The sequence below is a fragment of the Nocardia wallacei genome (genome assembly GCF_029868745.1).
GTDB lineage: Bacteria > Actinomycetota > Actinomycetes > Mycobacteriales > Mycobacteriaceae > Nocardia > Nocardia wallacei_B.
The window spans coordinates 1-9,282 of sequence record NZ_JARWOP010000391.1; the positions used below are offsets into that span (position 1 = coordinate 1).

At 72.9% G+C, this 9,282-nt stretch carries 5 protein-coding genes and 2 pseudogenes; all 7 read right to left on the reverse strand.

The window, feature by feature from the left end; all coding sequences use genetic code 11:
• Nucleotides 1-290 (reverse strand): annotated as a pseudogene (locus QH470_RS38025) (conjugal transfer protein); the annotation flags it as partial.
• A gap of 39 nt (nucleotides 291-329) precedes the next feature.
• Nucleotides 330-866 (reverse strand): hypothetical protein, encoded by a 537-nt coding sequence (locus tag QH470_RS38030; protein ID WP_280277248.1) that lies wholly within the window; start codon nucleotides 864-866, stop codon nucleotides 330-332.
• A 92-nt stretch (nucleotides 867-958) separates the two neighbouring features.
• On the reverse strand, nucleotides 959-2,650 hold the full coding sequence (locus tag QH470_RS38035; RefSeq protein ID WP_280277249.1) for a peptidoglycan DD-metalloendopeptidase family protein: 1,692 nt from the start codon (nucleotides 2,648-2,650) through the stop codon (nucleotides 959-961).
• 262 nt (nucleotides 2,651-2,912) lie between these two features.
• Nucleotides 2,913-3,221 carry a transposase gene (locus QH470_RS38040; protein WP_280277250.1) on the reverse strand — a complete coding sequence of 103 codons (309 nt, stop codon included), beginning with the start codon at nucleotides 3,219-3,221 and terminating at the stop codon, nucleotides 2,913-2,915.
• A 127-nt stretch (nucleotides 3,222-3,348) separates the two neighbouring features.
• Nucleotides 3,349-5,682 (reverse strand): hypothetical protein, encoded by a 2,334-nt coding sequence (locus tag QH470_RS38045; RefSeq protein WP_280277251.1) that lies wholly within the window; start codon nucleotides 5,680-5,682, stop codon nucleotides 3,349-3,351.
• A gap of 1,870 nt (nucleotides 5,683-7,552) precedes the next feature.
• The gene (locus tag QH470_RS38050; protein WP_280277252.1) at nucleotides 7,553-9,046 is read right to left on the reverse strand and encodes an SCO6880 family protein; all 1,494 of its coding nucleotides are present in this window, start codon (nucleotides 9,044-9,046) and stop codon (nucleotides 7,553-7,555) included.
• A pseudogene (locus QH470_RS38055) lies at nucleotides 9,043-9,282 on the reverse strand (hypothetical protein); the annotation flags it as partial. The pseudogene QH470_RS38055 and the gene QH470_RS38050, both read right to left, overlap by 4 nt.

A 9,282-nucleotide genomic window follows, 5' to 3' on the forward strand; every position in this document is an offset into this window, starting at 1 on the left:
CCTTTGCTTTTGTTTTTTTCCGGCGGGCGGCCCCCCCCCCCCGCGCCAACCACGGGTCGCACCCCGCGCTGCTGGATCCGGGTGGACGGGGGCGGCCACTCGTACGGGCGGCGCGCCAGGCCGGCCACGATCGCGATCGGATTGATCGGGATGTCCTGCTTGGTCACCGACATGTGGTTGCCGAGATGCAGTGCGAGCCACACGATTCCGACCACCGCGAAACCGATGTAGATCATGTACAGCGATACGTCCGGGCCCGGATCGGCCGGGTCCCGTACCTTCTTCGCCATCTCCGCCTCCTGGGGTGAGACCGTATTCGTGGGTGACGCTCAGCGGAATCCGTCGAGCCGCCAGCCGTCGGGGGTGCGCGCGACCGTGGCGATCACCGTCGCCGGCGGCAAGGGCTCCCGCCGGCCGTCCGGATAGACGACGGTCTGTTCGATTCCGATCTTGTACTGCTCGTGGTCGGGATCGCCGGCGGTGGGGGCCTTCTCGCCCGACGCGAAGGTGAACGCCTCGACCGTGGCGCCCGCCCGGCCCCAATCCACCCAGCGCAGTGTCGGTTTCGGAGTCTCGGCGCCGGGCGGCGTGTCCAGCGTACGGATCAGACTGGGGCCGAGCCATTTTCGCGCCCGCGCGAGCGAGGCGCCCTGGTCCTCGGCGGCCGGGCGCCAGGTGTAGATCTCCCGCAGGGCGGCCACCGCCACGCCGTCGGGGGTGGTGGGATCCGGCGCGGGGACCGCCTCGAGCTGCCGGACCGTGGACGTGGGTGAGCGCACGGCCGCCTCCGACCCGTCCCCGCCGCATCCGGCGGTCAGCATCGCGACGCCTGCCACCAGCATCACCACCAAGTTCGCGTAATTCACCGTGTTCTTCCAGGTTATCCGGCGGGACCGGTGGTTCGGCAACAGCGGAGCGGATCCGGTCCCGGCGTGTCCGTTTCGCCTGTGTGCGGTCCTCACAGCATCCTCCGCAGCCGGCTGTCGCCGGGGACCGGCACCTCGCGCACGCCGGAGGGGTTCGCGGCCTGGATCATCGTGCTGTTGCCGGTGTAGACGCCGACCTCCGCCGGGCCGCGCGGACCGAACCGCGAGAACACCAGATCGCCCGGTTGTGCCTTGCTCCCAGGCACTTCCGCGCCCATCTCCCATTGCTGTTCCGCGGTGCGCGGCAGCGACACCTGCCCGGACGACGCCGCGAAGACGGCGGCCGCGGTCAGCCCGGGACCGTCCAGACCACCGCCGGTGGGACCGGCCGGACCGCCGCCACCCCACACGTACGGGGTGCCGAGCCACTGTTCGGCGGCCTCGACGACATCCGTGCCGCTGCCCCGGCCCCCGGGCTGATACCGGCCCATCGCGCCCGGCGCCCGGTACTGCGCCTCCATGGCGAGGATATTGGCCACGTACGGCTGGGTTTCGGAGAAATGCGCGGCGTACTGGTTGGGCATGCCGCCGGAAGCCAGCACCGCGCCCTCTCCGGCGTTGTAGGCGGCCAGGCTGAGCGGGACGACATCGCCCCGCACCTTGCCCTCCCCGATCCAGCGCTCCACCTGATGCGCGATCGAGCACATGTAGCGGCCCTGGGCGATGATCGCGTCGCCGTCGTCCCACAGGCTGGCCGTGCCGTTGCCGTCGGCGTCGAGCAGATACGGCTGGCCGTCGTCGGGGTCGGTCGCGCGGGCCGTGGTGGGCAGGAACTGCGCCAGGCCCTGCGCACCGGCCGGTGAGGTGAGGCCGCGCCGGAACCCGGATTCCTGGCGGCCCTGCGCGGCCAGGATCGACGGCGTGATCTCCGGGCACAGCGAACCCGCACGGCGATACCAGATTTCGAGTTCGGGCGGCACCTTGCCGTCGGCCAGGGCGCCGCCGGCGGTGCCGAAACCGCGCAGGCACCGCGGATCCGACGAATACGGCCAGGCCCCACCGGCATTCGGAGTGGGCGCGCCGTCCAGCCAGGGCAGCGGGTCGATCTGGCGGCCGCCCGCGAAGCGGCCGCCCGGCACGATCTCGAAATGCAGGTGCGGGCCCGAGGATTCGCCCGCCGACCCCACCGCGCCGATCTCGTCACCGGCGCGCACGGTCTGGCCCACCCGCACCTTCACCCCGCTGTCCCACTCGTGCCCGTACACCGCCGAGAACGGGCGGCCGTTGACGTCGATGGAGTCGATGACGATCCAGTTGCCGAAGCCCGACGCCGGGCCCGCCGCCACCACCACGCCGTCGGCGACGGAGAAGATCGGGGTGCCGTCCGCGGCCGCGAGGTCGACGCCGAGATGGGCGCCGCCACGGGCGCCGAAGGTGTCCGAGACGTAGAACGAGCCGCCGGGCAGCGGCCAGGTCCGCCGGATCGGGGCTTTCCCGGCGGCCAGGGAGGGCGCCCCGGTCGCGGTCGACTTCGTCATGGCCGCAGGCGCGTTCGTCACGCCCGGGGTCTGGGGGCGCGCCGCCGTGCCCGTCGCGGTGACCGAGGCGGAGGAAGCCAGCGCCCGGGGATCACCCGGCGGATATCCACCCAGCGGCGCCGTCGACGACGGGACGGTGGTGGTGTCGCACTCGTTCTCCGACGCCGGCACCAGCACCACGAGAATCAGCGTGACCAGTGCGATCACGCTGCCGAAGCCCGTCCAGATCAGGGTCTTCGCGCTCACCGCACCTCCGCGGCATCGCCTCCGCGCGACCGCACCGGCGCGGGCCCCTCAGCCGACCACACAGCAACCCTTCCCGTCTCCACTCCTCCGCACACCCCGCGGCGCGCGCCGGGAACGACCCGCCGCGCCGCCGAAACATTCTGTCGCACGGCGGCTTCCAGCGCCGCCGCACCCCTCGCACGTTCACGCCGCCCGGCCGGAGCCGAGGTGCGGAAACCAGCACGGGGTGCGGCGAGCGGCGCCGCGCGGCCGGTGGCACCGGTCATGTGCCGCGTTTGGCGTCGTTGAGGGTTTCGACCAGGGTGCGGTTCATCTCGGCGGCGGCGGCCAATTGCTGTTGCAGCAGAGCCACCTTGCGGCGCAGCGCGGAGGCGTCCATGCGCTCGAGACCCGGGCCCTCGGCCGCGCGGACCCAGTTGCGCACCGAGTTGGTGTGCACCCCGATCTGCTCGGCGACCACGCGGCAGGCCTCCGACTCGCTGCGTAGCTTTCCCGTCAGCGCGTTGACCTGCTCGACCGCGGCGCGGCGCACCTCCGGCGACACTCTTCGATAGGACCTGTGCGGCATCATCCGACGAACCTCCCGATGCTCGGCAGCCGACTGAGCGAATAGTGGTGCAGCACAGCCGATTCACGGCTCGGCTCACGCCCGAACCGGCTGGATTCCCCGAACTGCCGCAAGCCGTACGCACCCCGCCTCACGCGGCGCTCCCCTCGTCGCCGGAGCGCGAGGTGGACTCGGTGAACTCGCTGAAACGCTGGTTGGTCTCGTGGATCCCGCTCTCCCGCTCCGAGACGGTGAACTCCATCTGGAACGGGATGCCCGGGCGGCGATCCTCGCCGATCTTGAGCAGGAACTTGCCGGTGCCCGGCGCCGGCGGGCGGGCCTGCCCGGGTTTCAGGGCCTCGCCCGTCAGTGCCTGCGGCGCCGACCATCCCGTCACCATCTCCTCCTCGGCGGAGGTGAACGGTATCGTCGAGTCCAGGCGCTTGATCTCCTCGGGCGGCAGCGCGCCGAAGATCTTGGCACGCGCGCGCTCCAGGAAGCCCAGCGCCTTGGCGATGGCCGCCTCCGACCCGAGCGACTGCAGGTCCTTGATGGTGTGGCTGATCATGATCAGCGAGGTGGCCAGGCCGCGCTGCAGGCGGGTCAGCTCGTCGACGCGGTCGACCATGAAGTCGCCCAGGCCGAGGACCTGCCACAGCTCGTCCATCACGACCTGGAAGTAGCGCTGCGGGCCGAGCTTGGCGTCCGCGAGCACGTGCGCCGCCTCGACGGAGGCGAAGCCGTCGGCCCAGCACGACAGCATCACGGCGGCCTTGAGCTTCTTGTCCCCCTGCGGGATATGCGACACGTCGATGCAGACGGCCACCGCCGAGGTGTCGATCGGCGTGGTCGTCTGGCCGTTGAACACCGCGCCGAACGGACCCTGGGTGAGCGCGCGCAGCGAGCGGCGCAGGCCCTTGGTCGCCTCGTGGTACTCCTCGCTGCTCTCGGCGCCGGCGTCGAGCATCAGCTCCTGACCGCCCACGGTGATGACGTCGGCGAGGTTCTCCATGATGGGCGGGTTGTCCGGGGTGTAGCCGCTGCCCTCGCGGTACAGGATCCGCAGCGCGGTGGAGATCAGGGTCTCCTCGTAATCGCGCACCCGCGCGCCGCGGACCAGCTCGACCAGACCGGCGATCAGGGTGACCTGCCGGGCCCGGAGTTCCTGTGTCACTTGCAGTTGCAGCGCCGGGACGTCCGCGAGCCGGGGCACGATCGCGCCGAGCACTCCGGCGGCGAGCGGGTTCAGCGCGCCGTGGCCGTAACCGAGGTCGATGACTTGGCCGCCGACCATCTCCACCATCTTGCGATAGTCGGGTTTGACGTCGGCGAGGATCAGCGGGGTGATGCCCTGGGCGACACCGCCCAGCACGATCCGGCGCACCAGCGAGGACTTGCCGAAACCGTTGAGGCCCAGCACGAACAGGCTCGGCGCGGTGATGAAGCTGCCGCGCATGAACCAGTTCATCGGGTCGAAGCACACCGGCGCGCCGGTGTGCAGGTGGGAGCCGAGCGGGGTGCCGATCAGGGGGGCGCCCGCGCCCACCGACCACGGCCACAGCCCGGCGACCTGTGCGGTGGTCGCGCGGTATTCGACCGGCCGGCCGACGACGCTCATCCGGCCGCCGCCGGGGCCCAGGTAGCCGCGATCGGTCAGCGGCTGGGCATCGCGCTCGAAACCGTCCTCGACGATCGCCTCGTACCGGGCCGCCGCATTGGCGCGGCGCAGATCGTCGGTGCGGATGCGGAAGGCCGCCCAGGCCGCGCGCAGGCCGCCGCGCTCGCGGGCGATGGCCTCGTACCTGGCCCTGGTGGCGTCGTCGAGCAGGGGCGGACCCTGCCGCTTCGGCTTGCTGTTCTTGGTTTTCCGCGACGATCCGCGCGCGGGACGCGGGTTGGAGCCGGTGGGCGCGGACCGGGGTCCGGCGAAGCGCGGCGGAACCGGGGCGCGCATGGGGTGCGGCGAGACCGGTTCGCGCAGTGGGCGATCCGAGCCGCGGGAGCGGTCGGCGCGTCCGGAGTCGCCGCGCTCGCCCGCACGTGCCCGATGACGCAGGGTCGGCTCGTCATGCCCGCGGCGTTGTACCGGGCGCGGGCCGCCGGGCTCGCCGGGGGGCTCGCGGCGGCCGCGCCGGTCGGCGGACGGCGCGCGGTGCGCGGAGTCGCCGCGCTGTCGCTCGTCCCGACGCGCGGACTCCTCGTCACGACGCGCAGAGCCCCCTACACGACGCGCGGATCCCTCGTCGCGGCGTGCAGAGCCCTCCTCACGGCGCGCGGATCCCTCCTCACGGCGCGCAGAGCCGTTGTCGTGGCGCGCAGAACCCTCGTCACGGCGTGCAGAGCCGGTGCCGGAACGGGTTTCGGCACCGGGTGCGCCGTTCGGGTTGTGTCGCGGGCCGCCGTTGCCCTGGGATAGGTCGGCCGGTATGTCCGTGAACGGCGGCGGGCCGACGTCCAGCGAGTATCCGGTTTCGTCGTTGTCCATAGCCGCACTCCCCGGTAATTCACCGGCACCCGAACGAAGTTCGCCACGCGGATGCGCGGTGGCGGATGTGCCACCCGCCGGAACCTCCTCGGGAGCCGCTACGAATCCACCTGTACCGTCGTGGTCCCCGGCGCGCCGCTCCGCGCGCACCGCCTCGGCGCCGGCCCCGTCCGCGCCGCGCGAATCCGCACGCCCCGAATCGTTTTCGCCGGACGCCATGTCCAGTCGCTGTGATTCTGCCCGCGCGGCCCCGGAACCGTCCGTACTTTCCGAGGAACCGTTCGCACGCACTCCGGACTCCCGCGAGCCCACACCCGCCGAACCGGACTTCCCGCCGCGCCCTGCCGTGTCGGCAACGTGCCCGTCCGGAACAGGCGCATCCACAGCAGCCCGCTCACCGGCACCACCGCCCTCCGCCCGCACCGACGACGACCGCCCGGCCCCCGCCGCATCCTCCCCGCCGCGCCGGTCTATGCCCCCCTCGACGCGGAAGTCCGCGTCCCCGGCACCACGGCCGTTCTCAGGACGCTCAGGCCGGGATTCCGCGGGCTCGGCGCGACGGCTGTTCTCGCCACGCTCCGCGCGAGATTCCGCGGGCTCGCTGCCACGGCCGTTCCCGCCACGCTCCGCGCGAGACTCCGCAGGCTCGCTACCAGGTCCGTTCCCATCACCAGACTCCGCAGGCTCGCTACCACGTCCGCTCCCGCCACGCTCCGCACCAGACTCCGCAGGCTCGCTACCACGTCCGCTCCCGCCACGCTCCGCGCGAGACTCCGCAGGCTCGGCGCGACGGCCGTTCCCGCCACGCTCTGGGCGAGACTCCGCGGGCTCGCTGCCACGGCCGTTCTCGCCTTGGGGGGCAGGTGTTCTCGTGGACTTCGTGCCACGATTGTCGGCACCTCGCGCTGCATTGCGGGCCGACGGGGGCTCGCCGAGATGTGCCGTCGATTCGGCGCCTCGAATCTCCCGGTCGCGGACGGGCCGTGCGTCGTCGGCAGGCACGGGTGTGGCATCGGGGCGGCCGGCGCCGTTCGAATCCGGGCGCGTGGCAGCAGGTTCGGTGGGCGCGGCTACGCGATCGGCCGATCCGCGCGGCTCTCGGCCCGCGGGCACGGGCGCGTCGGACGGTTCGGTGTCCTGCAGTCCCCGGCTCAGCGCTGCCGTGGGCTCGCCCACGCGTGGGGAATCGGGGCCGTCCGATTGCGCACGGCCGGAACGGGATTCGCGGGTGCGGCCGCGCTGGGAGCCGCGGGCCTCCGCGCGCCGGGCCTCCTGGTCTTCCGCCGGGCGGTCCCGCTCGATCGCGGTCCGGAATTTTCCTCGGGCGGTGCGGGATTCGATCTCCTCCGCGTCCGATCGCTCCACCTCGCGCGGGGCCGTGCGGGGCCGCCGGGAGGGGGCGTCGGTGTCGTCCCGCTGCCGCCGGGCCGCGCCGGACGCGCGGTCGCCCGAGGCGCCCGGATCACGGACTTCCGCACGGGCGGTGCGGGATTCGGCCGTCTCGCGCCCGGCATGCCCGCGCCGGGCCTCGGCGTGCGGCCCGCCCGCACCCGGTTCCCCGGGGGCGCGCCTGCGGATGGGACGCAGCGGGACCTCGTCCCAGTCGGCAGGCCAGTCGGCCGAGTCGGGATCGCCGGGCGTGTACGCCTCGAGTTCCCACTCGCCGTCCCGGCCGCGGCGGGTGCCGCGGCGCACGGGTACCGGATTCTCCGGGTCCACCACTCGCTCGCGGTATCGGGGCGGCTCGCCGCGCGACCGGACCGGTGGCTCGTGCTCACCTGCCATGAACGCTCACTCCTCCGCCTCGCCGGCGCTCGGCTCCGTCGTGCGCGCGGCGCCCTGTGTGCTCGGTTCGCTCGCCGCGCTCATCTCACCCCGCCAATGCTTTCGGAATGCTCGCGTGCTCCGGCAGGATGACACCGCAGCCGAGGGAGGCCGCGAAGGCCGCCGCTTGGTATCGGTAACACCGCCGGATCTTGAGCCGCGCCTGCGTGGACAGGTCGCGGGTGATGGCTTCGATACGCGGCAGGTCGCCGCGCAGGGGCTCGGTGATGGTCACCAGCGCCCCGAAGCGGGTCACCCCGTGGCCCCGGGCCTGCTCCTCACGGGCCTGCTGGGTCGCGCCCACGCGCAGGGTCGCCGAGGCCGACACGACACCGCGCTCGCTCTGCTGAGCCACCAGGGCGTTCTTGTAGTCGTCGTCGACGATCTCGGCGGCGTCGGCCGCCGAGTGCGGACGGTACACAATCGCGATGCGCTTGCGCGGGACCTCCGGATTGGGCGCGAGCAGGCGTTGCAGCACCCGCTCGTCGACCGCGCCCTCGGGGGCGGTGTCCATCTCCCAGGTGACCGAGCGGCCGCCGTCGTGCAGGAAGTGGTCCCAGCGCTCCTCGTGCGAGATCGGACCCGCGTCGGCCCAATCCAGGCCGTGCCCGCCCGGCTCGCCGACCGACACCTCCAGATCGGCCTGCGAGGCCGGATCGTAGCTGCGCCGGATGAACCCGATCACCTCGTCTGCCGACATCGGCTGCGCCCGCACGCCCGCCTCGGCCAGCGCCGCGCAGATGCCCGGCAGCCGGCGGCCGATCTCGACCGCTTCCTCGGCCGGGTTCTTGCGGCGCTCGGCGGTGGTGGCCTTGAACGTGATCGCCACCCGCGGCAGCAATTGCACACGCTCCTGCGGCAATTCGGTCGCCAGCTCGAACATCACCTGCTGGGCCAGCTCCGGCGCCTCCGGGCGGGTGATGGTGGAAACCTCGGTGAGCAAACGGTTTCCGGTCTCCGGCACCGTGTCGATGACGGGCACGACGGCGATGATGTCCGAGGTCTGGCCCAGCGACGCCAGGAACGTGCCCCACGCCGCCACCCAGCGGTCGATCACCGGCTGGTCCACCGCCTCGTGGCCCTGCGGCCAGGCCCGCAGCACGACCGTGTACTGGGCGAACTGGGGCAGGTGGATCATGCCGAAGCTGTAGCCGCCCGCGTCGATGCCCTCGTACAGCTTCGACGGCGCCATCAGGCCGGGAAGCCGCGCCACGCCGCCGGGGACGCGGGAGAACCGGCCGCCGCGGTAGACGTGCTCGCCCCTGCCGCGACCGCGCAACCAATGGAACATCATCAATCCCGTCTCGTATCCGGAGCGGCCCCCCGACCGCCAGACCAGTGGAACCATCACGACCGCGCCGATGCCGGCCACGAAGAACGCCGGCTTCGGTCCCGCCACCAGCGCCGTGAGCAGCGCCGTGATGACGACCCCGAAGCCGAGCACCGTCTCCCCCCAGCGCAGTCCGAAAAGGCCTGCGCTGCGGGGCTTCTGCCACAAACCGTACGAGCGCCGCTCGTAGGATGTCTCGGTCGTCGTCATCGTGGGATGGTGCTCCTGCCGAGGTCGGGTGAGCGGTTGGCCCAGCGGTCACCGGCGACGTCGCCCATGGCGGCCTCGGCCCGGTTCAGCCCGCCGGTCGCGGCGCGGGCCGTCGAGATCCGGTTCATCACCCGCGAGGCGCCACCCGGCGGCGCGGCACCCGAGCCGCGCGGACCCGCCGCGGGCACAGCGCCTCCGCCGCCACCACCGCGGCGCGGCGGCGCCGGACGCGGACC